The sequence below is a fragment of the Lichenibacterium dinghuense genome, assembly GCF_021730615.1.
Classification (GTDB): Bacteria; Pseudomonadota; Alphaproteobacteria; order Rhizobiales; family Beijerinckiaceae; genus Lichenihabitans; species Lichenihabitans dinghuensis.
In genome coordinates this window covers 1,180,751-1,205,809 of sequence record NZ_JAJLMN010000001.1, presented here as the reverse complement: position 1 = coordinate 1,205,809, position 25,059 = coordinate 1,180,751, and the positions used below count along the sequence as shown (strand labels likewise).

Genomic DNA, 25,059 nt, shown 5'->3' with positions numbered 1-25,059 from the left:
CCCGGTCTCCTCATCCTCAGTCGGCCGCGGGGCGGCCGTGTCGAAGGCGGAGCGTCGGGATCGTCCCGACCCGGCGTGAAGCCCCGGACCCCTCGTCAGGCTCGGGGCGGGCCCGGCTGAGGACGAGGGCAGGGGCTTCGGTCGGTCCGAGATCAGTCCGCGTAGACGAAGCGGGTCAGGTCGGCGGGGGTCGGCGCGGGGCTCGCGGCCGCGAAGGCGACCGCCTCCTCGATCTCCTTCTCGGCCTCGGCCCTGATCGCGTCGATCTCGCCCTGGTCGATCAGGCCGAGGCTCGCGAGTTCGCCCTCGAAGGCGAGGATCGGGTCGCGGGCCTGCCACTCGGCGATCTCCTCCTTGGTGCGGTAGCGGTTGCGGTCGGAGCGCGAATGGCCGCGGATGCGGTAGGTCTTGCTCTCGATGAGGCTCGGCCCCTCGCCGCGCCGCGCCCGGTCGACCGCCTCGAACGAGGCCGCCGCGACGGCGCCGAAGTCGTTGCCGTCCACGATCACGCCCGGCATGTTGTAGGCGACCGCGCGGGTGGCGACGTCCGGCACGGCGGTGGAGCGCGCCGTCGAGGTCGACATACCGTAGCGGTTGTTCTCGCACACGAAGACGACCGGCAGCTTCCACACGGCGGCCATGTTGAGGGCCTCGTGGAATGCGCCCTCGTTGTTGGCGCCGTCGCCGAAGAAGGACACGACCACGCTGTCGGTCTTGCGGCGCTTGGCCGAGAGCGCGGCGCCGACCGCGATCGGGATGCCGCCGCCCACGATGCCGTTGGCGCCGAGGTTGCCCTTCGACACGTCGGCGATGTGCATGGAGCCGCCGCGGCCGTGGCAGTAGCCCGTCTCCTTGCCGAAGAACTCGGCGAACATCCGCTTCACCTCGGCGCCCTTGCCGATGCAGTGGCCGTGGCCGCGGTGGGTCGAGGTGATGTAGTCGGCGTCGGTCAGCGGCATGCAGATGCCGACCGCACTGGCCTCCTGGCCTATCGACAGGTGCATCGTGCCGTGGATCAGGCCGCGCATGTAGGCCTGCTCGGCGCCCTCCTCGAAGAGGCGGATCAGGTGCATCTTCTTCAGGGCGCCGCGCAGGGCATCGGCGCCGAGGCGTCGGTAGATGTCCGGCAGGTTGCCCGCGGCGGCGGCCGGCGGGATCGTGGCGACGTCGACCATGGTGGGGCTCGTCCGCGAAAGGTGGGGAAACCCGCGGGCGGCGCCCGCGGGCATGGCTTCGTGGCCCGGAGGCGTCAGGCGGCCGCGCCGGTGACGAAGCGGGCGTCCGCCTGGTCGAGCCGGCGGCGGATCTGCGTGACGATGAGGGACTCGTCCGGCACGCAGTTGGCGTAGGTGATCTTCTCGCCCTTCCTGATCGGCTGGGTGACGCGGGCCTTCTCGGCGAGGCCGAGCGGCATGGCGCCCTCGCGGCGCGCGTCCTCCCAGGCCATGGCGAAGCCGCGGTAGTCGTTCATGCCGATGGCTTCCAGCGTCTGGCCGGGCTGGAGGTCGCGCTTCGCCACCGCGATGCTTTCCGCGACGGGGCGGTCGAGCGGCACCATGTCGGCGCGCCGGTGCAGCACCGCGCGGGCCGCCGAGAGCGGCACCTCGAGGCTGGTGAGGTGGTAGGGCCGCAGCAGCGAGAAGCAGGGGCCGGGGCCGACCTTGAGGTCCACCATGCGCTCGTTCACGCGGTCGTGGCGCGGCTTGACGATGCAGAACACGCCGGGCGCGACGCCCTTGCCGATCGAATAGTCGACCACGCCGGTCTTCTTGAGGATGCCGCCGTCGGCCTCGGTGCAGAGCACCTGGGCGAGCTGCTCGCGCGAGGCGGCGGGGCCGTGCATGCCGGGCACGTCGGGCACGAGGCCCGTGGCGTTGGCGATGGCGGTCATCTCGATGGCGGTCTTGGAGCCGTCCACGAACTCCACCAGCATGCGGGCGCTCATGTTGCGGGCGCGCGCCTGCTCCTCGTAGTCGGCCGGCATGGCGTCGAACTGAAGGGCGTTGTTCTTGCCCTTGCCGGCCGCCACGACCTCGAAGCCGCAGCTCTGGGCGAAGGCGATCAGCTCCAGCGCGCAGGCGGGCTCGTCGCCGGCCGCGCCGGTGAAGACCACGCCGGCCTTGTCGGCCTCCTCCTTGAGGTAGCGGCCGATGGTGATGTCGGCCTCGACGTTGAGCAGCACCACGTGCTTGCCGTTGCGCATGGCTTCGAGCGCCACGAGCGTGCCGACGTTGGGGTTGCCGGTGGCGTCGATCACCACGTCGATGTGGCCGGACGAGCAGAGCGCCTTGTAGTCCGCCGTGACGGCGATGCGGTTCGTCTCGATCGCGCGGTCGATGTCGGCCGCCGAGGACGCGTCGACGATGTCGCCGCGCTCGCGGCCCGACATGAGGATCGCGTCGATCGCGTTCTGCATCCTGAGCTCGGACACGGCGCCGATGCGCACGCCCGGCATCAGGCCGACCTGCACCACGATGTCCGTGCCCATCTGGCCCGCGCCGGCGAGGCCGATCGTGACCGGCCCGTGCTTCTCGGCATGGGCGGCGAGCTCCGCCGCGAGACCCACCATCCCGATCATGGCCATCCTCCCCCTGTGTTTATGCCCGGACCGTACTGAACATTTGTACGGTTCGCAATACAAATCATCGGCCGAACCGAGGCGTTTCGGCAGGGCGGGGTCGCGCCATACGAAGCCCGAGCCGGCGTGCGGCGTTCCGCATCCGGAGGTCGAAGACGCGAGCGTCACGATGCCTCACGGGCGCGGCTCCGCCCGGCGCCGGTCAGGCGGCGAAGAGCCGGCGCTCGACCTCGGCGAAGGTGGCGAGCGCGGCTTCGGCGCCGTCGGCGAGCAGCTTCGCCCCGTGGTCCGGCACGATGTGGCTGCCGCCGAGGAAGCCGATGGCCCGCATGCCCGCCGCCCGCGCGCCCTGCATGCCGAACACCGAATCCTCGATCACGGCGCAGCGCTCCGGCAGCGCGCCCATTCGTTCGGCGGCGAACAGGAACAGGTCCGGCGCCGGCTTGCCGCGCGCGACCATCTGCGAGGAGAAGACGTGCTCGCCGAAGAAGTCGGCGAGCCCGGTCTTCGCCAGGCTGAAGCGGATGCGCTCCAGGCTCGACGAGGAGGCGACGCAGCGCGGCCGGTCCCCCAGCCCCGCGATGAATTCGGCCACGCCCGGCATGGGGCGGAGGCTCCGGTCGAACAGGGCGCGGGTCGCCGGCCACAGGGCGTCCGCCACGGCGTCCGGCACCGCGACGCCGGTGTCACGCTCCACGCTCCGCAGGATGTCGGCCTGCTTCATGCCGAAGCAGCGGGCGATCATCGCGGGCTCCGCCGGCACGCCCGCCGCGACCAGAACCTCGCAGAAGGCCTCGACGGCCAGCACCTCGCTGTCGACGAGGACGCCGTCGCAGTCGAAGATCACGAGGTCGGGCATTCGGGGGACTCCGGAAAGCGTCGAAGGTCGGACGACCTGCAACCTCCTCCATCCTGAGCCGGGCGCGGAGCGCCCGTGTCGAAGGGCGCAGGCGCCCGCCGCGCGGCAGCGGCCTGCTGCTGTGTCCCCCCGATGAACTCGGGGCAGGCTCTTCGACACGGCCCTGCGGGCCGGCTCAGGATGAGAGGGGTAGCGGAAAGAGGAGCGTCACGAGGTTCAGGCGGCCTCGCCGGGCGCGAAGGCGCGGTCCATGCCGTGGAAGGCCGCGGCGCGCTCGCCCACGCGGCGCAGCTCGTCGGCCTGGCGCGCCGCGTCCCAGCCGAGCACGTCGCCGCCGACCGCGGCGGCGGCGCGCGCCACCTCCGGGGTCAGGCGGCCCGACAGGGCGATGTCGGTGCGGCGGAACAGCAGGTCGGTCAGCCGGCCCACCATCTCGTTCTCCATCATATAGCCGAGCTCGGCGCGCGTGTAGGCCGGCAGGGCGGGCAGGGGCGCGTCCTGGCGGTCCGCGCACCAGCGCGCCACCGCACCGGCCCGCGTGCCGTAGCGCTCCAGCAGCGTTTCGGCCCGGGCCGGCGAGGCCCCGGCGCGCGCGATGGCCGCGAGCAGGGCGCGCCGCTCATCCGCCGTCGCCGGATAGTCGCGCCCGCCGCCGATCGGCATGAGCTCCGTCGAGAGCCGCCGCGGCCGGCCGAGGTCCTTCAGGACGAGGTCGGCCGCCTCGGCCGCGAAGCCGCGGAAGGTGGTCCACTTGCCGCCGATGAGGGAATGCACCGGCGCGCCCGAGCCCGGCAGCCGGTCGGTGCGGATCGAGTGGTCGCGGCTCACCGAGCCCGGGTCGGAGGCGTCGCTGCGCGGCAGCGGCCGCACCCCGCAATAGGTGTAGACGACCTCGTCCGGCTTGATCGGGATATGCGGGAAGATCTCCCGCACCGTGCCGATCATGTAGTCGCGCTCCTCCGGGGTGCAGCGGACCTCGTCGGGGTCCGTCACGGGGATGTCGGTCGAGCCGACCAGCACGAGGCCCATGAAGGGGTAGAGCAGGGCGACGCGGCCGTCGGCGGCGCCGAAATACACCATGCGGCCGCCGAGCGCGTGGAGGAGCCGCGGGTTGTCGACGAGCAGGTGCGAGCCCTTGTTGCCGCCGATGTACCGGGTCGGCAGGCCGAGGGCCTCATTGGCGCCGTCGATCCAGGCGCCGGCGGCGTTCACCACGATGCCCGCCTCGACGCGGTGCAGCGCGCCCCCGACCGTGTCGCGCAGCAGCAGGGCGCCGCCTTCCGCGCCCTCCAGCGCGAGGTGGTTCACCGCGAGGCTGCCGGGGTTGGCCTCCATGCCGTCGAGGAGGAGTTCCAGCCCCAGCCGCTCGGCGTGGGTGATGCGGGCGTCGTAGTAGGTCGCGGTGGCGACGATGTTGTCCGCCATGTCGGGGAAGTCGGCGCGGGTGCGGGCGTGCAGCGCGACGCCGTGGCGCGGCATGACGCGGTGGCGCCGGCCGAACCAGTCGAACATGGCGAGGCCCGCCTTGGTGATGAGGACGCCGCGGTCCTTCAGCTTGGCGGGCCGGCCGAGGAAGCGCAGGATCGAGGGCACGATGCCGCCGAACCAGGACGGGATCGGCAGCACCGTCTCGATCGGCTTCACGTAGTGGGGCGCGTTCTTGAGCAGGAGGTTGCGCTCCAGCGTCGACTGCGCGACCAGCCGGAACTCGCCCGTCTCCAGGTACTTGATGCCGCCGTGGATCAGCCGCGACGGCCCCGCCGAGGCGCCGGCGCAGACGTCGTTGGCGTCCGCGATGAGGCAGTCCACGCCCTGCAGGCTGAGGTCGCGGAACAGGCCCGCGCCGTTGATGCCCGCCCCGACGATGACGACGGGATAGCGGGCCGCGGGGGCGCGGGCGCGCCGGAGGGCGGGGTCGGCGGACGCCATGATGCGGCTCCTCAGCTCAGGATCGCGACCTTGATGGCCGAGCCGCCCTCGGCGGTGGCGAGCGCCTCGCCGAGGCCGGCGAGGCCGAAGCGGTGCGTCACGAAGGGCTCGACGTCGATGCGCCGCGACGCGATGAGGTCGAGCGCCCGCTCGAAGTGGACGCGGCCGAGCCCGAACGAGCCCGTCACCAGGATCTCGCGGTAGTGGATGGCGTTGATGTCGATCTTCGCGCTGTCCCCGACCGAGAAGCCGGCGAAGAGGTTGACGCGCCCGCGCCGGCGCACGAGGCCGAGCGCGGCGTCGGCCAGGGCCGGCACGCCGATCGCGACGATCACCACGTCGGCGCCGACCCCGCGGGTCGCGCCCCTGACGATCTCGGCCAGGTCCTCGGCGGCCGGGTCGACGGCGATGTCGGCCCCGGCGTCGAGCGCGGCGCGGCGGCGGCCGGGGCTCGGCTCGCTGACGATCACGGAGCGGGCGCCCGACAGGCGCGCGAGCTTGACGTGGAGCAGGCCGATCGGCCCCGCGCCCAGCACCACCACGGATTCGCCGGCCGACACGCCGACGCGCTCCTGCCCGTTGATCACGCAGGCGAAGGGCTCGGCCAGCGCGGCCTGCTCGAAGGGCAGGTCGTCCGGGATGACGTGGACGTTGCCGCTCTCGACCGCGCGGGCCGGGATGCGGATGTATTCGGCGAAGGCGCCGTCGACCTCGTAGCCGATGGCGGTGAGGTTCTCGCAGATGTGCTCGTGGCCGAGCTTGCAATACGGACAGTGGCCGCACGGGATGGCGGGATCGACGCAGACGCGCTGGCCCGCGCGGAAGGGGCCGCCCTCGGGCGCCTCGGCGATCTCGCCCGAGAACTCGTGGCCGATCACGGACGGGTAGCGCACGCCGGCGGTCTTGCGGCCGCGATAGATGCGGATGTCCGTGCCGCAGACCGTGGCGGCGCGCACCTTGAGGATGAGGTCGCCCGGGCCGCGCTCGGGATCGGGCACGTCTTCCAGCACGAGCGTGTTGGGCGCCCTCAGCAGTCCTGCCTTCATGGCCGTTCTCCAGATGTCGCGTCGGGCCGCCAGGGCGGGCCGTCGAGCCCGTGCACGGGCTCGCGCTGTTCGATTGTCGCGCGTCAGCCGAAGTCGACGCGCGCCAGGGCGCGCGCGACGGCTTCGAAGCGGGTGTATTCGCGGTCGTAGATGGCGGCCCGCGCCGGGTCGGGCCGGTAGCGCCGCGCGATGCGGACCATGCCGTCCGCCGCGGCCTCCAGCGACGGGTAGTGGCCGAGCGCCACGGCGGCCGCCATGGCGGTGCCCTTGGCGCCGAGTTCGCCACCCTCGGGCACCTCGACGTCGAGGCCGAGCACGTCGGCGAAGACCTGGGGCCAGATGGGCGAGCGCGACGCGCCGCCCGCGAGGCGCGCCACGCGCGGGGCCGCGGCATCGCCGCCCGTCTTCAGCCTGGACACGTCCATCCTGTGCGCGAAGGCGATGCCCTCGAACACGGCCCGCACCACGTCGGCGATGTCGTGGCTGGCCTTGAGGCCGACGAGCCCGGCCGGGGCGCCGTCCGGCCCCCCGAACAGGAAGGGCAGGAACAGCACGCCGCCCGGCCGCTCCAGCGCCGTGCCGACCCAGTCGCCGCACAGGTCGTAGATGGACCGGCCGCCCGCGGAGGCGCGCGCCGCTTCGGCGCCCAGCACCGTGCGGCACAGCCATTCGAGGTTGCCCGCCGAGGTGGCCGAGCACTCGGTCGCGAGATACAGGCCGCCGATCGGGTAGGGGATCTGCAGCACGGGCGCGGAGGAGCGGCGCGGGGTCTCGTGCAGGGTCTGGTTGATCGAGAAGGTGCCGGCGATCACCGACATGGTGTCGACCGCGCCGACGCCGGACGCGACCGCGCAGGCCACCACGTCGGTCAGGCCGCGCACCACGGGGGTGCCCTCCCGCAGGCCAGTCGCGGCGGCGCCCTCGGCCGACACGGCCGCCGCCACCTCCAGCGAGGGCCGGATCGGCGGCAGCTTCGGCAGCATGCGGGCGAGGCCGAGCCGCTCGAACAGCGCCGACGCGTAGCCCCCCGTCGACAGGTCCGCGAGGCCGGACACGGCCGCCTCGGTGATGTCCGTCGAGATGTCGCCGGTGAGGCGGGCGCGGATGTAGTCCTTCGAGCCGAAGATCCCGGCCGCGCGCTCCAGCGCCTCCGGCCGGTGCCGCTCGAACCAGCCGAGCAGCGGCAGGGTCTGGCCGGGCCAGAAGCGCTGCATGATGGCGGCGCGGGCCGCCTCGCCGTAGCCGGCGGCCTCCCATTCGGCGCCGACGCTCCCGGCGCGGCTGTCGGTCGAGATGATGCCGGGGGCGACCGGGCGGGCCTCGGCGTCGACGGCGTGGAGCCCGTTGCCGTGGCCGGTGGTCGAGACCGCGATCACGTCGCGCGGGTCGGTGCCGCTCGCCTCCAGGGCGCCGCGCGCCGCGCGGCAGGCCGCCTGCCAGAACCCTTCCGGATCGACCTCGGTGTGGCCGGGCGCCGGAAACGAGACCGCGTTGGGGCAGCGGCTGCTCGCCACTTCAAGGCCGTCGAGGTCGAACAGCGCGGCCTTGGCCATGGTGCCGCCGGTGTCGATGCCCAGGATGCGTCGGGTCCCCACGGCGCGCCTCCCCTTTACGAAGGCCGCCTTCTCCTGGGCCGCCCCGGCGCAATCAGACATTTGTCCGCGCAGATGTCAATATGTCCAGGACGCGTCCGGCCCAGGCCGCGGCAGGACTGTCAACAGAACGGTCAGCACGCGCCGAGCCGCGCAGGATCCGTCCAACAATTGTATTGACGGCCGTACAATTTTCGAGAAAGCTCGCCGGAACGGCGTCGAGGTGGAACACCACGGGCGCTGCGCGAGCGGCGTCGGCCGCCGCGGAACCCGACGGAGGACGCCCATGGAACGCCGCCTGCTGACGACGACGCTGCTCGCCGGCCTTCTCGCCGCACCCGCCGCCCACGCGGCCGGCGGCGCCGACCAGAGCACCCTGATCCACCCGATCACCAAGCCGCTGACCGTGATCTTCGTGCCCAAGGTCATCCACCCCTGGTACGAGGTGGTCAAGGCCGGCTCGGAATTCGCCGCGAACGAATACAAGAAGCAGGGCATCAACGTCGACGTGATCTGGGACCAGCCGCCCCAGGCCGACGTGACGGACCAGAACGCCCGCATCGAGACCGACATCACCCGCCACCCGGACGGGCTCGTGGTGTCCTGCCTCGACCCCGCCACGAACAACCAGGTGCTCGACGAGGCCGTGAAGGCCGGCGTCAACGTGTCGACCTTCAACTCCTACTGCGCCGACCGCTTCCCCTTCGTGGGCCAGAAGGACTCCTACCAGGACGGCTACGACCTCGCCGAGTACCTGGCCAAGCAGATCGGCGACAAGGGCAACGTCGGCATCCTGTCGGGCAGCCTGACCGCGCAGGACCACATCCGCCGCATCCAGGGCTTCAAGGCCGCCATGGCCAAGCATCCGGACGTCAAGATCGTGTTCGAGCAGCCCGACAACGACGATCTCGACAAGGCCGTGCAGCTCACGGAGAACGAGCTGCAGGCGCACCCCGACCTCGTTGGCATCTTCGGCTGCAACGCGTCGAACCCGATCGGCGCGGCCCGCGCGGTGCAGAACGCCGGCAAGGCCGGCAAGGTGAAGATCGTCGGCCTCGACGACCTGCCGGAGACCATCCAGTTCATCAAGGACGGCGTGATCACCGCCACCATGGCCCAGCGCCAGTGGGAGCAGGGCTACTGGTCGGTGGTCTACGCCGTGGCCAAGAACCAGGGCCACACGATCCCGATGGACCACGAGACCGGCTCGCGCCTGATCACAAAGACCGACCTGACGAACTGAGCGGCCCACAGGGCCGCTCATCCCCGAGCATGCGGGGATCCAGCGCGAAAAGGCGGCCGCAGGCCGGCGAGATGACTGCGGGTCCTGCCTGGACGAGGGCGGGAGGACGTCGTCGGCCTTCGGCCGGGCATCATGCGCTGGGTCCCCGCCTTCGCGGGGACGAGCGGGGGAATCCATCCTCGCTGTCAGACGATTCCTGAACTTTCGGAACCCACCGCCATGACCCCCGACGTCTTCGAGGCCCGCGCGATCGAGAAGACCTTCGGGCCCGTGCGGGCGCTCGGCGGGGTGTCGCTCGGCGTGCGGGCCGGCGAGGTCCACGCCGTGATCGGCGAGAACGGCGCCGGCAAGTCGACCCTGATGAACATCTTCTGCGGGCGCCTCCAGCCCACGGCCGGGGAGCTGCTGCGGCACGGCCGACCCGTCGTCTTCCGCACGCCGGGCGAGTCCCAGGCGGCCGGCATCGGGATCGCGCCGCAGGAGGTCAACGTCGTCCCCAAGCTCAGCGTGGCCGAGAACGTCCTGCTCGGCGCGCAGAACGGCGGGAGGGCGCTGGTCGACTGGGCGGCGACGAGGAAGCGCGCCGCGGCGGCCCTCTTCGAGATCGACGAGTCGATCGACCCCGCGGCCCCGATCGACAGCCTGTCCAAGGCCCAGCAGCAGCTCGTGCAGATCGCGCGCGCCGCGGCCAGCGAGGCCGAGATCCTGATCTTCGACGAGCCCACCGCGGCCCTCACCACGCGCGAGACCGAGAAGCTCTTCGCCTTCATCCGCGCGTTCCGGGCGCGCGGCGGCTCCATCTTCTACATCTCCCACCGCCTCGACGAGATCCTGGCCCTCGCGGACCGGATCACCGTGCTGCAGGACGGCCGCTCGGTGGCGGCGCTCGATCCCTCCACGACCACCAAGGAGGAGATGGTCAGCACCATGGCGGGCCGCGAGGTCACCGCCACCCACGCGCCGCGGCCCTTCGTCGAGCGGTCCGAGATCGTGCTCAAGGTGCGCGGGCTGACCCGCGCGGGCGAGTTCCGCGGCGTCGACCTCGACCTCCACCGCGGCGAGATCCTCGGCGTCGCGGGCCTCGTCGGCTCGGGCCGCACCGAGCTCGGCAAGTGCCTGTTCGGCGTGACCGCGGCGGACAGCGGCACGGTCGAGGTCTTCGGCGAGCCCGCCGCGATCCGCCACCCGGCGGACGCGATCAGGCTGGGCCTCGTCTACCTGCCCGAGGAGCGCAAGGCCGAGGGCATCTTCCCGGTGCTGTCCATCGACGAGAACGCCGGCATCGCGAGCTATGGGCGCTTCGGCTCCTGGATGGGGCTCAACTTTGGCGAGATGGTGCGCGAGGTGGCCGAGCAGGTGCGCCGCATCCGCATCAAGATCGGCTCGGGGGCGGACCCCATCACGAGCCTGTCCGGCGGCAACCAGCAGAAGGTGATCCTGGCCCGCTGGCTGATGCGCGACACGAGGATCCTGATCCTCGACGAGCCGACGCGCGGCATCGACGTCCACGCCAAGTTCGAGATCCAGACGGTGCTGCGCTCGCTCTGCGACGCCGGCCTGTCGGTCGTCTACATCTCGTCGGAGCTGGCCGAGGTGCTCGAAGTGTCGGACCGCATCCTCGTGCTGCACGAGGGCGAGGTGAAGGGCGCGCAGCGCGCCGACGAGGCCACGCAGGAATCGCTGCTGCAGATGGCGATGAGCTGAGGGGGAGAGGGCCATGGCGGACCAGACGATGGAGGGGGCGCTCGCGCGCCCCGCCCGGCGCCGGGCGTCCCCGCTCGCGCGCTTCCGGCGCTGGGAGGCGAGCGGCGTGCTGGTCGCGCTCGTCGTGCTCTGCACGCTCCTGGCCGTGGCCTCGCCCAACTTCTTCACGCTGAGCAACCTGCCCATCGTGATGCGCAACGCGTCCTTCGTCGGCCTCGTCGCGCTCGGGCAGACGCTGGTGCTGCTGATCGGCGGCATCGACCTGTCGGTCGGCACGGCGGCGGGCCTCAGCGCCGTCGTGGGCGCGCTGATGCTGACCAAGCTCGGCCTCAACCCCTACCTGGTCTTCGTGCTCACCGCGCTGTTCGGCCTCTGCCTCGGCTTCTTCAACGCCGCCTTCATCGCCAAGCTGCGCCTGAACCCCTTCATCGTCACGCTGGCCTCGGGCGAGATCTTCGCGGGGCTCAACCTCGTCATCACGCAGGGCTACCCCGTGCGGCCGCTCGGGCCGACCTTCCGCTCGGTCGGGCAGGGCGAGGTGTTCGGCGTGCCGGTGCCGGTGCTGGTGTTCCTGTTCGCGGGGGCCCTCCTGTGGTTCGTGCTGTCGCGCACGCGCTTCGGCCGCAACATCTACGCGGTGGGCGGCAACCGCGACGCCGCCAACCTCGTCGGCATCCGCGTGTGGCGGGTCGAGTTCCTGGTGTTCGGGCTCGCGGGGCTCTTCGCCGCCCTGGCCGGCGTGCTCTACGCCAGCCGCATGGACGCGGCGCAGCCCTCCGTCGGCGAGGGCTGGATGCTGAGCGCCATCACGGCCGCCATCATCGGCGGCACCAGCCTGCGCGGCGGCGAGGGCACCGTTGTGGGAACGGTGCTCGGCGCGATCCTGTTGACCGTGTTGCAGAACGGCACTGTCCTGCTGAACGTTTCCGGCTATTGGCAGCGGGTCATCATCGGGTCTGTGGTGCTCGTCGCCGTGCTGGTCGACCTGTTCCGCCGGAAATAGGCGGTCGCGGGACCGGGCTGGGACGCCTGGGCGGCCGGGAGTTGCTCATGAACGGCGAAATCTTCGACCTCGACGCCGACGTGCGGACCCGGGCGGCCTGGCTCTACTACATGGAGGGTCTGACCCAGGACGCGGTCGCCCAGGCGCTCGGCATGACGCGCGCCCGCGTGCTCCGCATGCTGGCCTCCTGCCGGGAGGACGGCACGGTGCAGATCACCGTCACGTCCCCGATCACGCGTTGCGTGACGCTGGAGCGGCAGGTCGAGACGCGCCACGGCGTCGAGCGCGCCATCGTGATCCCGCGCCCGCAGGACCCGGCCGACACGGCCGACCTGATCGGCGCCGCCACCGGCACCTACCTGTCGTCGATCCTGACAGACGGCATGACGATCGGGCTCGGCTGGGGCCGCACGCTGAGCTCCAGCCTGTCGGCGCTGCCGCAGCGGCAGTTCGGCAAGTTCACGGTGGTGTCGCTGCTCGGCGGCCTCACCCGGGCGACGGCCTTCAACCCGTCCGAGTTCGCCTGGCGCTTCGCCGACCGGCTCGGCGCCGAATGCTACATGATGGCCGCGCCGGTCTTCGCGCCGAGCCCGGACGTGCGCGACGCCCTGGTGCGCCACACCGGGATGGAGGACGTGTTCGCCCAGGCGGGCCGGCTCGACGTGGCGCTGGTGAGCGTGGGCGAGCTGTCGCCCTCGTCCACGCTGGTGCGCTACAACCTCATCGGCAAGGACGACGTCAGCGCCCTCAGCCGCGCCGGGGCGGTGGGCGACATCCTGTGCCGCTTCATCGACGCCGAAGGGCGGCTGATCGACCACCCGCTCAACGACTGTGTGATCTCGGCCGATCCCGCGCTGCTGCGCCGCTCGCGCCGCATCGTGCTGTCGTCGGGCGGCTGGGAGAAGGCCACCACGGTGCTGGCCGCGGTGCGGCTGCTCAAGCCCGAGGTGCTGATCATCGACGAGGTCGTGGCCGAGTTCCTCGCCGAGCGGGACTGAGGACGGAGCGCCTTCAGGCCGCGCGCCGCTCGCGGTGGGGCGTGCGGAGCATGAAGTCCCAGGTGTGGTCGAAGCTTTCCACCCCGGCCTGCGAGCCGAGCCCGAGGGCGTTGAGGGCGGAGGTCGCCTGGGCGAAGCGCACGGCCGTCTCCGGATCCATGCCGCGCACCAGCGCCACCGCGAAACCCGCGTCGAAGGCGTCGCCGCAGCCGCAGGTGCAGCGCACGTCAATTTGGAACGCGGGCACGCGGAAACGCGTGCCGTCCCGGTGGTGGTAGTAGGCGCCCTCCGCCCCGAGCGTGAAGACGCAGCACCTCACCCCGCGATCGAGGAAGAACTCCGCCGTGCCTTCGAGGTCGCTCCGACCCGTCAGGGCGTGGGCCTCCTCGATCGAGGGCATGAAATAGTCGGTGTGGGGCAGGATGCTCGCAACGGCGGGCAGGTCGTCGGGCGAGCCCGCGAAGACGTCCGCCGTGGTGACCGCGCCGCCGGCCTGCGCCAGGCGCGCCAGTTCGGCGTTGCGGCCCCGGTCCATCGCGTCCATCAGGCCGACGCCGCCGAGATGCACGACGCGCGCGTCGATCACGGACGGCATCAGGTCGTCGTCGACGAAGAACTGCCCCGTCGCGCCCTTCATGTGGAGGGCCGGCCGCTGGCCGTCCGGCCGCGTCGTGACGATGGACGAGGAGGTGCGCCAGCCGGGCCGGCGCTGCATCGCCGCCGTGTCGACGCCGAACTGGCCGAGGCGCTGGAGCACCCAGTCGCCCATCATGTCGTCGCCGACCCCGCCCACCGCGCGGGCCGACAGGCCCATCTTGGCGGCCGCGATCACGGCCGTGCCGGCCGCCCCCGACACGGCGAGCGTGAGGTCCTGGATGAAATGCGTTCCGCCGCCCTCGGGGATGGCCGTCACGGGCCAGCCGAGGCAGTCGAAGGTGATGAAGCCGATGGACGAGTAGTCGAGGCGGCCTTGCTGCGCGCGCTCGGCTTCTCCCCGCGCGGCGTCCGCGCGATCGTGATGGTCCGCCAAAGACGTTCCCTCCCTGCTTCGGCCGCGGCGTCCTGTCGACGCTCTGCCGGCTCGCTCGAAGTCGCGCTCTTCGTACAATTGTCACGACGGTATGTCAATTGTACGAGGGCGGTCGGGGCGCAGATTTCGCGCCTCGACGGCCGCTCCCCGGCGCGCCCGCACGGTTAATACGGCGTTAGGCTCTGCGGATTATGCCCGTCCCATCCGGGGATCGGCCCGGATCCCCGACAGGATGGGCGCCGCCGCCATGCCGCAAGATGCCGCCCCGCCGCGCTCCGCCGTCCTCCGCCGCGCCGTCGCGGCCCTGGCACTGGCGTCGGCCCTCGGCGGCTGCGTGGCGGACCGCGACGCGACGGGCTCGATCAACGCCGCCTTGCCCGACGATCCCGCGGCGCTGAGGGCCTTCGCGGCCACCTGGCAGGCGAAGCACGAGGCCTCGCCCGGCGACGTCGAGGCGACGATCACCTACGCGCGCGCGCTGCGCGGCCTCACCCAATACGCCCAGGCCACGGCCGTGCTGGAGGCCGCCGCGGCCCAGCGCCCGAACGACATGCCGCTGCTCGCCGCCTACGGCAAGGCGCTGTCCGACGCCGGCCGGCCGCGCGAGGCCATGGCGGTGCTGGAGCGCGCCCACACGCCGGACCGGCCGGACTGGTCCGTGCTCTCGGCGCAGGGCGCCGCGGCGGATCAGCTCGGCGACCACGCGGGAGCGGTGAACTATTACGACGCGGCGCTGAAGCTGCGGCCCGGCGAGCCCGCCGTGCTGTCGAACCTCGGCCTGTCCTACGCGCTTGCCAAGGACCTCCCCAAGGCCGAGGAGATCATGCGGCTCGCCGCCGCCAACCCCAGGGCCGACGCGCGGGTGCGCCAGAACTACGCCCTGGTGCTGTCGCTGGAAGGCAAGTTCAAGCAGGCGGAAGGCGTGGCCGCGGTCGACATGCCGCCGGCCGACGCGGCCGCCAGCGTGGACGCGATCCGCCAGACCATCGCCGAGGATCCGCGCTGGCGCGGGGCGCGGGCCTTGCCGGCGGGAAGCAGCCCATCCCGGTAGGTCGGATCCCTCGCACGGGTCGGACGACATCGCCCGTCTTCGAACCTCATGATGCCGGATCGCACAGGCCGGCTGCTGAAGGCGACTCCGCCGTATATGGGCGCGAGTGAGGCGAAGAAGCCGAGGCCAAGCGCGATCACGACGGCGAGGCCCGGCGCCGGGCGATCGCGTCCTGCTCATGCTTCGCGTGCGGCATCGCCGACCGGCGACGGTCTCGACCGGGACGGACTTCAGGTCGGCCGTTCGGGAGCTCGATCGCGAGGCGCGGCAGCGGCGCGTCGGACGGGGCCCTGACGGCGCCATATGGGCTGCCGGAGGCGGAGCCCCGGCGCGCGCCTCACCCCCGCCGCAGCCGCCGCGCCTCCACGGTGCTCTCCGCGATGGCGCGCAGCAGCGGCACCTCGGGGGCGGGGCGGTCGCCGAGCAGCGCCGCGGCCGCGAGGGCGAAGCGGGTGGCCTCCTCGCGGGCGTCCGCGTCGGCGGTGATCAGCGCCGTCCAGGCCAGCATCTCGCCCCAGCGCCGGCGGCGCGGCGCCACCACGGCGTCGAGCACCACGTCCACCTTGCGCGCCCTGGACAGGCCCTTGCGGCCGAGCAACGCCTCGTCGACCGCGGCGTCGTCCTCGAACCAGCTCCCCATGAAGCCGTAGCGCGCCGGCCAGGTCGCGGCGTCGGCCAACACGTCGAGGCCGTCCGGCTCGCCCTCGTCCTCGCCGAGCGCCAGCGCCACCACGTCCTCGGGCGTCGCGGGTTCCGGATTGACGATGCCGAGGCCGAGCGCCTCGGCGGCGTCGAGCGCGCCGAAGGGCGGCGGCGCGCCCTCGGCGTTGAGGCCGAGCATGTGGGCCAGGAGCCGCCGCACGGTGGCGCTCGACACCGGCACGAGGTCGATCTCGCCCGCCACGCGGTCGACCTGCGCCCGCGCCTCGGCGCGGCCGAGGTCGCGATGCACCCACGCGTCGCGCACGCCGTGGCCGAGCTTGAACAGCAGCGACGCGACGGCGTGGCGCTTGCCGGCGCGCACCAGCGCGAAGACGCTGGCGGCGCCCGAGCCGTCGAAGCCCGAGATGCGGAGGTCCTCGACCGCGGACGCCGGCGGCGGGGCGGGTTCGGAGCCCTTGCGCCGCGCCGTCCGCACGGCCGCGTCGACGCCGGGCCGGGCCGCCGCGGGCAGCCAGTTGCGCACCGCCACGAGGCGGCGCAGCGCCGTGCCGCCGAGCCGGCCGGCCGCGGCCTCCTCGACCAGGGACCCGCACAGGGCGGGCGCGACCTCGGGGTCGGGGTCGAAGAGCCAGCCCAGCGCGGCGTCCCGCACGGGGTCGGCGTCGGAGGCGAGCATGAAGCTCGCCATGGCGAGGCGGTGGTCGATGGGGAAGGAGGAGGCGGTCTCGGACAGCTCGCCGTGGATCGCGAAGGCGTCGTCGCCGAGCTCGCGCGCCAGATCCACTAGGTGGCGCTCCATGTCGAGGTCGCCGGCCCCCGCTTCGGCGGCCTCGTCCGACTGCTCGTCGAGCATGTCGCCCATGGCGCCGCGCAGCTCCTCGCCGATGTCGAGCTTGGCCACCGCGAACTGCTTGGTCACGAGCATCAGCACGCCGGCGTCGGCCCGGTCCGAGCGGGCCTCGCGCACGAGGCGGCCGCGCACGGCGTCGAGCATGGCGGCCGCGTCCGGGTCCTGGCGCTCGACGCCGTAGCGCAGCGTTTCCAGCGCCTGCCCGCACATGAAGGCGAGGGCCGCGACGAGGTGGGCGTCCGGGCGGCGGCGGCGCGCCTCGCGGCCGATGAGCCCGACGATCTCCAGCGTCGCCTGCGGCATGGCGGCCAGCGCGTCGCCGACCGTGCCGGCCGTGTCGCCGCCGTGGCCGGCCCGCATCTCCTCGGCCACGGCGGCGCCGAGCTTGAGGAGGGCTTCGCGCTGGGCGGCGCGGTCGGTGCGCGGAGGCATATCAGGGAAACCTCATTCGGCCGCGGCCCGCAGGCGGCGGGCGGGCTGCGGGCGGCGGCTCCAGAGCGGGCGGGCGACGCGCAGCGCCACGACGAGGAGCCCGGCGATCAGGACGAGCCAGACCGGGCGCAGCCCGTCGTCGAGGCTGAGGTCGGCGGACAGCACGTCGGCCACGTCGATGCCGTTGCGGACGTGGTACCACCCGGCCTCGAACAGGGCCGTCACGACCGGCGCGGCGACCGCCAGGGCCGCGAGGGCGGGCAGGCTTTCGCCGCGCTTGAAGCGGTTGAGCAGGCGCCAGCCCATCAGCCACAGGAACAGGCCGACCAGCAGCAGGGGGGCGCTGACGTCGAGCTTGGTCTGCAGCATGTAGTGGATCAGCGCCAGCACGCCGATCGGGTAGGCCAGCGTGTGCAGCCTGTTCCAGCGCGCCGGGCCGATGCGCCGGATCATGGCGTCGGTCGAAGTGGCGCCGAGCGCCGCCAGGCCCAGCAGGGCCGCGAAGCCCACGGTGAGGTAGAGCCGGAGCGCGATCTCGCTCGCCACGTGGACGAGGTCGCCGCCCTGCTGGACGATGTAGAGCGTGAAATGCCCCAGCACGTAGAACAGCACGGCGACGCCCAGCATGCGGCGCACGGCGATGAGCTTGTTCCACCCCCCGATGCGCCGGAGCGGCGACACGGCGAGGGACACGATCAGGATCCGCACGGCCCACAGGCCCGACTCGTGGATGAGCGACTTCACCGTGTCGGAGTTCAGCCATCCGAGGTCGAATTGCACCGCGATCCAGGCGGCCGGCGCGAACAGGGCCACGAAGACGAGGAGTTTCAGGATCGACAGGTGGCCCGAGCGGTCCAGCCAGGGGAAGAAGCGCGCCTGCATCGATGATCGCTCGGACTGGGGGAATCGTCGACGACAGAGTGGTGCGCGACCGCGTCGCCATCAAGGCGACGCGGCGAAGGGCCCCTCACCGGACCGGCGGAGCCGTCAGGCCGCGTCGCGGCCGTGCGACTCGGCGGGCGGGGCGGTGGCCTCGACGGCCGTGAAGGTTTCGAGGATGCGGTAGGTGTGGGACGCGCCCTTCGGCACGACCCAGGAGGAGCCCTTCGCGAGCGTGGTCGTCTGCCCCTCGATCTCGAGCTCGGCGCGGCCCGCGATCACGTAGCCCACGGTCTCGTAGTCGCGGCGCACCGGGTCCTTGGTGGCGCCGGAGGGCTCGCCTTCCCACAGGCGCATCGACAGCGACCGGCCGCTGGCGAGATACTTCTGCCCTTCCGGGCCTTCGGCGGCCGAGCCCGCCTCGACCTTCGCCCCGCTCGCATCCGCCATGGCCCGTCCCCCGAGTTTCCGCGGCGGCGCCGGCCGCCGCCGTGGCACGCCAACGCCGGCCTCCGGCGAGGGTTGCCGGTCAGCCGACGCGGCGGCGCGACGGCGGGATGGTGCCGCGGAGGCCGAGCCGCGCGGCGGGCGCCGGCTCCGCCCGGCGCCGGGGGAGCGGCGACGGGCGGGGGGCGGGGACGGGGGCGGGCTCCACCAGCACGGCGCCGCAGGGGCGGCCGCCGCCGTCGAGCGCCCGGGCCGCGGCGGCGAGCGCCGCGGGGGGCACGTCGGCCGGCGCCGCGATGAGGACGAGGTCGGCGCTGGGCGCCAGCGCGGCGGGGTCGTCGCCGACCAGGATCACCGTGTCGAAGGCGTCGAGCCCGCGCAGCCGCGCGGCGCCCGGCCGGGCCGCGGCGGACGCGGCGGCCTCCGCCTCGCCGGGGTCGCTCGGCAGCAGGGCGACGGGGGCGCCCTCGGGGCCGAGCCGGTACAGGGTGCGGACCGCGCCGCCGGCCTCGATCGCGACCGGCACGGCACCCGCGGGGGCGAGGGCGCCGCGCAGCCGGCCGCGCGCGCGGGCCTCCATCAGCAGGGGGCGGCGACCCGCGGCCGCCGCGGCGAGCGCGAGCGCGAAGGCGCCGGCATCGGCGTCGCCGAGGGGGAGGTCGGCCGCGGGCGCCACCAGGACGGTCATCCGTGCCGCGGCCTCGCCGAAGGCGGCCCGCAGCGTGGCGTGGAGCCCCGCCATGGCCTGTGCCGAGGGGGCCGCGGAGGCCTGCAGGGACAGGCGCCCGAGCACCGGCACGCCGTCCGGGACGGAGGCCGGCGCCGGCTCGGGCGCGGGCCGCGGCGTCTCGGGCGCGGGGATGGGCTGCGGCTCCGGCACGCTGGCGAGCGCGGGTTCGACCCGGCGCACCGGGGACGGGAAGGCCCGCGGCCGGCGCGGGCGCAGCAGGCGCAGGGCCGCCCAGGCGGCGCTGAGGAGCGCCAGGCCCAGGGCGGCGGCCGCGAGGGCGAGGCCGCGCAGGGAATGGCGCGCGGGCGGAGCCGCGGCGGCGCCCGTGCGGTCCACGCGCGGCGCGGCGGCCGGCGCCGCGTCGGCGGGCGGCAGCGCCAGCGGCGAAGCGGCGCGGCGCGCGAGCGGGGCGACGGTGCCCGTGGCGTCCGCGCGGGCCCCGGCCGGGAGGGCGCGCGGCGGCGGGACGGCCGCCGCCGCGGCGAGGCGGCGCTCGGCCGCGGCCACGTCGGCGCGGGCGTCGGCGGCGTCGCGCTCGGCCGAGGCCAGCGCCCGGCGCGTGCCGGCGAGGAGCTGGCCGCGGAGGTCCTCGAGGAGCTGCTCGGTCGCCACCAGGGTCGGGTGCTGGTCGCCGAGGGTGGCGCGGTAGCCGGCGGCGCGGCGCTGGGCGTCGGCGTAGTCCGAGCGCAGCGACGACAGGCCGAAGGTGCGGTCGACCTCCGGCATCGGGTCGGTGAGGTGGGCCGGCTGGAGCTCGCGCTTGAGGTCCTCGATCGCGTCGGCCGCGCGGGCGGCGCGGTCCTGGGCCACCGCCAGGGCAGCGCGGTCCTGCGCGGCATCGTAGGCCGCCGGAGCCGAAGCCGTAGCCAGGGCCGGAGCCGCGGGCGCGGCCGGACGTGGGGGCGCCGCCAGGGCAGCGCCGGCCAGCACCAGGGCCACGGCGGCGGGCAGGGCGAGCCGTGCGGGGGCGGGGAGGGGCGGCATCGTGCGGTCTCGTCCGGCGCCCGAGGGGTGGGCTTCAGGGCACGTTAAGGACGAATCCTTACCAGTCCTTCACCCTGTCGGGCGCGCCGGCGCGCCTTGACGGGCGATCCCTGAGCCGTCACGGTCCCGCGCCTCCGCGGCGGAGCCCCTCCGGCGCGCCCCGCCGAACCCGCGAGTCCCCGGATCCCATGCGCCTCTTCCTCGACTTCGAAAAGCCCGTCGCCGAGATCGAGGCCAAGATCGAGGAGCTCCGGCAGGTGGCGAGCAACGAGGACGCCATCCCGATCGGCGACGAGCTGACGCGGCTGGAGGTCAAGGCCGCCCAGGCGCTGGCGGAGCTCTACAAGACCCTGACGCCCTGGCAGAAGACCCAAGTGGCGCGCCACCCGCAGCGCCCGCACTTCTCCGACTACTGCCGGAGCCTGATGACGGACTTCACGCCGCTGGCCGGCGACCGCGCCTTCGGCGAGGACGAGGCCATCGTGGGCGGGCTCGGCCGCTTCCGCGGGCGCGCCGTCTGCCTCATCGGCCAGGAGAAGGGCTCCGACACCGACAGCCGCATCCGCCACAACTTCGGCATGGCGAAGCCCGAGGGCTACCGCAAGGCGGTTCGCCTGATGGAGCTGGCCGACCGCTTCAATCTCCCGGTGGTGTCGCTGGTCGACACGGCGGGCGCCTTTCCGGGGATCGAGGCCGAGGAGCGCGGGCAGGCCGAGGCCATCGCGCGCTCGACGGAAGCCTGCCTGGAGCTCGGCGTGCCCAACGTGGCCGTGATCATCGGCGAGGGCGGCTCGGGCGGCGCCATCGCGATCGCGGCCGCCAACGCGGTCATCATGATGGAGCACGCCATCTACAGCGTGATCTCGCCCGAGGGCGCGGCCTCCATTCTGTGGCGCGACCCGGCCCGCGCGCAGGACGCCGCGACCTCGATGAAGATCACCGCGCAGGACCTGCTGCGCTTCGGCATCATCGACGCCGTGGTGGCCGAGCCCGCGGGCGGCGCCCACAGCGACCCCGGCGCCGCCATCGCGGCGGCCGGCGACGCCGTCGAGGCCGCGCTGGCGGGCTTCGACGGCTGGTCGCGCGAGCGGATCCAGGCGGCGCGGGCCGACAAGTTCCTGGCGATCGGGCGGCGCTGACGGCCCTTGCGCGGAGGTTCGCGGGCGGGGAAGGTGGGGCCATGCCGCTGCATCCCCTCGCCATCGACCGCTTCGCTTCCGCCCTCCTGGAGGACATGACGCCCGGCGAATGGGCCTCGATGCGCGACGTGGTGTCGGACCTCGTCGCCGCCTTCCGCGGCCAGCGCGAGGGCGGGCGGGCCGACGTCCGCCCCGGGCCGGACGCCCGCGAGGTGGTGGGCGACCTGATCGCCAAGCTCGAGGCGCCGCCGGTCGCCTCGGCCCTGCAGGCGCGCCTGTGGACCCTGTCCGACCGGCCGAAGCACCGCGCCGAGGGCGCGGCCTGGCTCGACGCCCATCCCGAGGCGGCGGCCGCGCCGGGCGGGCAGTTCGACGACGAGAACCTTGAGTTCGTGTTCGATGCGCCCTTCACGGAGGAGGACGAGACCGCGCTGCCGCGCATCCTGCGCGTCACGGCGGCCCAGGACCGCGAGATGGGCGGCTGGAACGCCAGCAGCCCGGACGGCCTCGCCATCCGGGCCCCGACCAAGGCCGAACTCCTGGATGGTCTGGCCGGGGCCGCGCCGGGCTTCCTGCGCGACCGGCACGGCCACGCCGGCCCGGCCACGGTGATCGTGGATTGGCACGAGGCGGGGCGCTCCCACAGCACGACGCTGTCGGTCGGCTCCGCGAAGCGCGGATGACCGTCTCGGCCTCGTCGGCCGACAAAGCGTCACCTCAAAGACGCAGATTGACTCAAAATTTACCGAACGGGTTGGAACCTTTTGGGGATCGTCGCCCACGAGTTGCGGTAACGCCGGCTTAAGCCTTAAAACCGCATCCGTGTGGCCGGCGAAATATCCGACCAGGGGCGCGAGCAGTGGACATCGGCGACATGCGGTCAGGACGCGCGTTGGGGATCCTCGGCCGGCTCGCCCTCGTGGCCGCCGGCGCGGCGCTTCTGGCGGGCTGCAACGAGGACCTCGGCGTCACCGGCAACGCGCGCGCCTATTCGCCGATCCCCGAGGCCACGCTCAAGTCGATGACCGCCAAGTCGACGACCAAGAACGCGCCGGTCCTGATCCGCGCCTACAAGAAGGAGGCGGAGCTCGAGATCTGGAAGCAGCAGGCGGACGGCCGCTACGTCTACCTGAAGACCTTCCCGATGTGCCGCTGGTCCGGCCAGCTCGGCCCCAAGATGCGCGAAGGCGACCGGCAGGTGCCGGAAGGCTTCTACACGATCACGCCGGGCTCGATGAACCCGAACTCGGCCTACTTCCTGTCGTTCAACGTCGGCTATCCCAACGCCTACGACCGCGCCTGGGGCCGCACCGGCGGCTCCATCATGGTGCACGGCATCTGCTCCTCCGCGGGCTGCTTCTCCATGACGGACGGGCAGATCGAGGAGATCTACGCCATCATGCGGGAAGCCTTCGCGGGCGGGCAGCACGCGGTGCAGATGCAGAGCTTCCCCTTCCGCATGACGGCCGAGAACATGGCCAAGGCGCGGCTCGACCCCAACATCGCCTTCTGGCGCGAGCTGAAGAAGGGCGCGGACGAGTTCGAGGTGACCAAGATGCAGACGCCAGTGGGCGTGTGCAACAAGCACTACGTCTTCGCCAAGGCCAAGGGCGGCGCGAGCTTCGACGCCGAATCGGCCTGCCCGCCGCTCGACCTCGACGGCGAGGTCGCCCGCGCCCTCACCGACAAGGAGGCGAAGGACGAGACGGAGATCAAGAAGCTCGTCGCCGAGGGCGTGAAGCCCGTCCGCATCGTGTACCAGGACGGCGGCCAGAACCCCGCCTTCGCGCACCGCTTCGCCGAGGTCAGCCGGCCCGACGCCATCGCGGCCGCCCCCACCGAGTTCGTGCTCGACGACGGACCGAAGGCCAAGCCCGCCGCGGTGCAGATCGCCGCCGCGCGCAAGTCCGTGGGCGACGGGCTGTCGAAGCCCGAGCCCGTCGTGGCGCTGGCCGCGGCCGCGATCCCGCCCGCCCCGGCGAAAGCCCTTCCCAAGGGCGCCAAGCCGGTGCTGACGGCCTCGGCCAAGCCCGCCACCATGCCCGACGTGACCGGCTCGGTGCCGGCGGCCTTCGCGGCCGCCCCCTCGGCCTACGCCAAGGAGGAGCCGAAGAGCGCCACCCGCGCCTTCTTCGACCGCCTGATGGGCAGCGCCGACGCGCCGGCCGAGGCGGCCCCCGCCGCGCAGGCCGCGGGACCGGCCGCCGCCAAGCCGGGGACCCAGGCCTCGGCCAGGAAGCCCGGCCTCGATCCGACCGCGGTAGCGCTGTCGCCCGCGGCGGAGTAGGCGGGGCGACCCCCGACCTCCTGAGCAGATCGAGGAGGGGCGCGACTCCTAACGTGCCTCGTCCTTCGACACGGCCGCTCCGCGGCCGGCTCAGGACGAGGCTCGTTGCAGGCCGTGTGGGACGCTGCCGAAGCTCATCGTGCCGAGATCACCGTCCCGCCTCAGCCTCTCACCCGCCACACGCCGCCGCGCTTGACGTCGGCGTCCTCCAGCAAGCGCATCACCGGCACGTCGTAGGCGGCCAGGGGCTCGAAGGCGGTCGGGTCGAAGTAGCTGCGGCCGGGGTCGCCGACGATCACGCGGGCGCCGCGCCGCGCGAGGCTCCGCAGCCAGGGCGTGACGGCGCCCGCCGTGTCGCGCTCGTAGAAGACGTCGGCCACCAGCACGGCGTCCCAGCCCTCGTCGCGGCCGACGAGGTCGTCCCCGCGCGCCTCCACCGCGACGCCGTTCTCCGCCGCGTTGAGCGCGATGGCGGCGAGCGCGAAGCCGTCGATGTCGGCGGCCTCGACGCGCGCGGCGCCCGCCAGGGCGGCGGCGATGCCGACGAGCCCCGAGCCCGACGCGAAGTCGAGCACGCGGGCGCCGCGGACCTCCTGGGGATGGTCGAGCACGTAGCGCGCCAGCGCCTGCCCGCCCGCCCAGGCGAAGGCCCAGAAGGGCGGTGGCAGGTTCGCCTGATCGAGGTCGGCCTCGGTCATGGCCCACAGGTCGGTCGCGTCGTCGGCCGCGTGGAGCAGCACCTCCGGCACCAGCGGCACGGGCCGGAGCCGGGTGTTGCGGCGGATGAAGGCGGCGCGGTCCGGCACGGGATCAGACCGCGAGGTGGAAGCCAGCGTCGGCGAAGGCCGGCAGCGTGCCGGTGGCGCCGGGCGTCAGCACCACGCCAGGGACGAGGTGGTCGGTGAGGGCCGCCGCGAGCTTGGCCTGCCCGGCCTTGTCGGGGTCGCGGCCCGAGGAGCCGAGCACCCCGGCGAGCCCCCACAGCGCAATGTGGCAGGCGAGGAACACGGCGCCGCGCGCCTGCAGCGCCGGGATTGAGGCGTCGTCGGCCGAGAAGGGGCCGCGGGGATCGCGGATCGGCGCCGGATCGCCGGCCTCGGGCGGCCGGGGCTGAAGGAAGACGTTGCTGTTCGGCGCCTCGGCGTCGAGCCCGGCGAGGCCGTACTTGTCCCAGGCCGGCTGATCGAGCAGCGCCATGAGGGCCGGCCCGCGCGTCAGCGAGGCGACGAGGAAGTCGGGGTGCCGGTAGCTGTAGACCTGCACGTCGAGGGCGTTGCGCATCGCCGTCAGCCACGGCCAGCCGAGCGCGGAGGCCGACCACACCTGCTTCGGCCCGCCGCCGTAGGCCAGCACGGCGGCGAGGGCCTCGGCGTCCCACTGCGACGGGTCGCTCAGCACCGCCGTCGTGGTCGTGACGTTGCGGCGGCGCGGCAGGGCGGCGAGCTTGAGGCCGAGGTCGCCAAGGGACGCGAAGCCGCCCCCCTGCGCGGCGGCCGGCGTCGCGGCGACGGCCGCCGCCGGGGCGGCCGCCAAGCCCAGCCCCGCCCCCAACAGCTTCAGCGCGCTGCGCCGGCTGGCCGCGTCGTCCATGGTCTCGTCCCCCTCCCGGATCATG

21 protein-coding genes are annotated in these 25,059 nt (G+C 73.6%); 8 read left to right on the top strand and 13 right to left on the bottom strand.

The annotated features are described in order from the left end of the window. Positions 1 to 152: 152 nt before the first annotated feature. From L7N97_RS05785 to L7N97_RS05760, 6 genes are all read right to left on the bottom strand, one after another. Positions 153 to 1,175 (bottom strand): thiamine pyrophosphate-dependent dehydrogenase E1 component subunit alpha, encoded by a 1,023-nt coding sequence (locus L7N97_RS05785; RefSeq protein ID WP_237477391.1) that lies wholly within the window; start codon positions 1,173 to 1,175, stop codon positions 153 to 155. Between the two features lie 74 nt (positions 1,176 to 1,249). Then, positions 1,250 to 2,578 carry an NAD(P)H-dependent oxidoreductase gene (locus L7N97_RS05780; RefSeq protein WP_237477390.1) on the bottom strand — a complete coding sequence of 443 codons (1,329 nt, stop codon included), beginning with the start codon at positions 2,576 to 2,578 and terminating at the stop codon, positions 1,250 to 1,252. 202 nt (positions 2,579 to 2,780) lie between these two features. Then, positions 2,781 to 3,437, bottom strand: coding sequence for an HAD family hydrolase (locus L7N97_RS05775; protein ID WP_237477389.1), 657 nt, complete (start codon positions 3,435 to 3,437; stop codon positions 2,781 to 2,783). A gap of 216 nt (positions 3,438 to 3,653) precedes the next feature. Beyond that, a complete protein-coding gene (locus tag L7N97_RS05770) occupies positions 3,654 to 5,366 on the bottom strand; it encodes a glycerol-3-phosphate dehydrogenase/oxidase (RefSeq protein WP_237477388.1) in 1,713 nt (570 codons plus the stop codon). A gap of 11 nt (positions 5,367 to 5,377) precedes the next feature. Next, positions 5,378 to 6,412 (bottom strand): zinc-dependent dehydrogenase, encoded by a 1,035-nt coding sequence (locus L7N97_RS05765; RefSeq protein ID WP_237477387.1) that lies wholly within the window; start codon positions 6,410 to 6,412, stop codon positions 5,378 to 5,380. Between the two features lie 83 nt (positions 6,413 to 6,495). Continuing rightward, entirely contained in the window at positions 6,496 to 8,007 is a 1,512-nt protein-coding gene (locus L7N97_RS05760; RefSeq protein WP_237477386.1) for an FGGY-family carbohydrate kinase, read from the bottom strand. A gap of 283 nt (positions 8,008 to 8,290) precedes the next feature. Here L7N97_RS05760 and L7N97_RS05755 point away from each other — a divergent pair, with 283 nt between their 5' ends. The 4 genes from L7N97_RS05755 to L7N97_RS05740 all read left to right on the top strand — a co-directional run bounded on the left by L7N97_RS05755 (position 8,291) and on the right by L7N97_RS05740 (position 12,952). After that, positions 8,291 to 9,247 carry a substrate-binding domain-containing protein gene (locus tag L7N97_RS05755; protein WP_237477385.1) on the top strand — a complete coding sequence of 319 codons (957 nt, stop codon included), beginning with the start codon at positions 8,291 to 8,293 and terminating at the stop codon, positions 9,245 to 9,247. A gap of 219 nt (positions 9,248 to 9,466) precedes the next feature. Then, a complete protein-coding gene (locus tag L7N97_RS05750) occupies positions 9,467 to 10,951 on the top strand; it encodes a sugar ABC transporter ATP-binding protein (protein WP_237477384.1) in 1,485 nt (494 codons plus the stop codon). Positions 10,952 to 10,964: 13 nt separating this feature from the next. After that, positions 10,965 to 11,954, top strand: coding sequence for an ABC transporter permease (locus tag L7N97_RS05745; RefSeq protein ID WP_237477383.1), 990 nt, complete (start codon positions 10,965 to 10,967; stop codon positions 11,952 to 11,954). A gap of 47 nt (positions 11,955 to 12,001) precedes the next feature. Beyond that, a complete protein-coding gene (locus L7N97_RS05740; protein ID WP_237477382.1) occupies positions 12,002 to 12,952 on the top strand; it encodes a sugar-binding transcriptional regulator in 951 nt (316 codons plus the stop codon). A 13-nt stretch (positions 12,953 to 12,965) separates the two neighbouring features. Here the strand turns inward: L7N97_RS05740 and L7N97_RS05735 are convergent, their stop codons facing one another. Next, complete coding sequence (locus tag L7N97_RS05735; protein WP_255721615.1) at positions 12,966 to 13,982, bottom strand: carbohydrate kinase family protein; 1,017 nt, start codon at positions 13,980 to 13,982, stop codon at positions 12,966 to 12,968. Positions 13,983 to 14,229: 247 nt separating this feature from the next. Here L7N97_RS05735 and L7N97_RS05730 point away from each other — a divergent pair, with 247 nt between their 5' ends. After that, positions 14,230 to 15,033 carry a tetratricopeptide repeat protein gene (locus L7N97_RS05730; protein ID WP_237477381.1) on the top strand — a complete coding sequence of 268 codons (804 nt, stop codon included), beginning with the start codon at positions 14,230 to 14,232 and terminating at the stop codon, positions 15,031 to 15,033. A gap of 337 nt (positions 15,034 to 15,370) precedes the next feature. Here the strand turns inward: L7N97_RS05730 and L7N97_RS05725 are convergent, their stop codons facing one another. From L7N97_RS05725 to L7N97_RS05710, 4 genes are all read right to left on the bottom strand, one after another. Further along, positions 15,371 to 16,978, bottom strand: coding sequence for a hypothetical protein (locus L7N97_RS05725; RefSeq protein ID WP_237477380.1), 1,608 nt, complete (start codon positions 16,976 to 16,978; stop codon positions 15,371 to 15,373). A gap of 12 nt (positions 16,979 to 16,990) precedes the next feature. Further along, the gene (locus tag L7N97_RS30040; RefSeq protein WP_305069249.1) at positions 16,991 to 17,860 is read right to left on the bottom strand and encodes a protein-methionine-sulfoxide reductase heme-binding subunit MsrQ; all 870 of its coding nucleotides are present in this window, start codon (positions 17,858 to 17,860) and stop codon (positions 16,991 to 16,993) included. A gap of 105 nt (positions 17,861 to 17,965) precedes the next feature. After that, entirely contained in the window at positions 17,966 to 18,307 is a 342-nt protein-coding gene (locus L7N97_RS05715; RefSeq protein WP_237477379.1) for a cupin domain-containing protein, read from the bottom strand. A gap of 79 nt (positions 18,308 to 18,386) precedes the next feature. After that, positions 18,387 to 20,018: a hypothetical protein gene (locus L7N97_RS05710; RefSeq protein ID WP_237477378.1), complete on the bottom strand. Its 1,632-nt coding sequence runs from the start codon at positions 20,016 to 20,018 to the stop codon at positions 18,387 to 18,389. A 188-nt stretch (positions 20,019 to 20,206) separates the two neighbouring features. Here L7N97_RS05710 and L7N97_RS05705 point away from each other — a divergent pair, with 188 nt between their 5' ends. From L7N97_RS05705 to L7N97_RS05695, 3 genes are all read left to right on the top strand, one after another. Beyond that, the gene (locus L7N97_RS05705) at positions 20,207 to 21,157 is read left to right on the top strand and encodes an acetyl-CoA carboxylase carboxyltransferase subunit alpha (protein ID WP_237477377.1); all 951 of its coding nucleotides are present in this window, start codon (positions 20,207 to 20,209) and stop codon (positions 21,155 to 21,157) included. A gap of 41 nt (positions 21,158 to 21,198) precedes the next feature. Continuing rightward, positions 21,199 to 21,840: a hypothetical protein gene (locus tag L7N97_RS05700; protein ID WP_237477376.1), complete on the top strand. Its 642-nt coding sequence runs from the start codon at positions 21,199 to 21,201 to the stop codon at positions 21,838 to 21,840. 191 nt (positions 21,841 to 22,031) lie between these two features. Beyond that, positions 22,032 to 23,444, top strand: a complete 1,413-nt coding sequence (locus L7N97_RS05695; protein ID WP_237477375.1) for a L,D-transpeptidase family protein — start codon at positions 22,032 to 22,034, stop codon at positions 23,442 to 23,444. Positions 23,445 to 23,605: 161 nt separating this feature from the next. Here L7N97_RS05695 and L7N97_RS05690 read toward each other — a convergent pair whose 3' ends face one another. Together L7N97_RS05690 and L7N97_RS05685 are read right to left on the bottom strand one after the other, a co-directional pair. Beyond that, positions 23,606 to 24,250: a class I SAM-dependent methyltransferase gene (locus L7N97_RS05690; protein ID WP_237477374.1), complete on the bottom strand. Its 645-nt coding sequence runs from the start codon at positions 24,248 to 24,250 to the stop codon at positions 23,606 to 23,608. A gap of 4 nt (positions 24,251 to 24,254) precedes the next feature. Beyond that, complete coding sequence (locus L7N97_RS05685; RefSeq protein WP_237477373.1) at positions 24,255 to 25,034, bottom strand: transcriptional initiation protein Tat; 780 nt, start codon at positions 25,032 to 25,034, stop codon at positions 24,255 to 24,257. Between the last annotated feature and the right edge of the window lie 25 nt (positions 25,035 to 25,059).